This window comes from Streptomyces sp. CO7, from assembly GCF_053474865.1.
On the sequence record NZ_JBRIOU010000144.1, the window covers coordinates 1 to 400 of the forward strand.

Here is a 400-nt window from a genome sequence, read left to right on the forward strand (position 1 = left end):
CCAACAGGACGTGTAATCGTCACCGAGAATCATGTCACTATACATGAACATGAAGAAGTGTCGAAAAAACCGCTGTCTCTGCCTTTTGAGGAATACGTGAAAACCCTGCTGCCATAAGTGGCATCAAAAAACAGCCCTGCGTCAAATGGGGCTGTTTTTTGATTGATTATCGAATCCGTGTGAATGTCGCGTAATGGTCTGTTGTTTTGTAAATGAGCCAGTCACTTGAATACACGAGGCGGTCAGCATTGCGGAAGCCTGAGACGTAGTTGATATCTGCCTCACGCCATGTGCGGCCGCTTGCTGAAGGAAGACGTCCCTCCCGGTTAGAGAAAACATCTCCACCGATGCTTTTGCCTGGGGCAACCTCTGCTAGATTTCCCTTTGATGCCACCCATCC

At 48.8% G+C, this 400-nt stretch carries 1 protein-coding gene; it reads right to left on the bottom strand.

Annotated elements, in window-relative coordinates:
- Positions 1–166 precede the first annotated feature (166 nt).
- The gene (locus ACOV8S_RS31495) at positions 167–394 is read right to left on the bottom strand and encodes a ribonuclease domain-containing protein (protein ID WP_448321887.1); all 228 of its coding nucleotides are present in this window, start codon (positions 392–394) and stop codon (positions 167–169) included.
- Positions 395–400 lie beyond the last annotated feature (6 nt).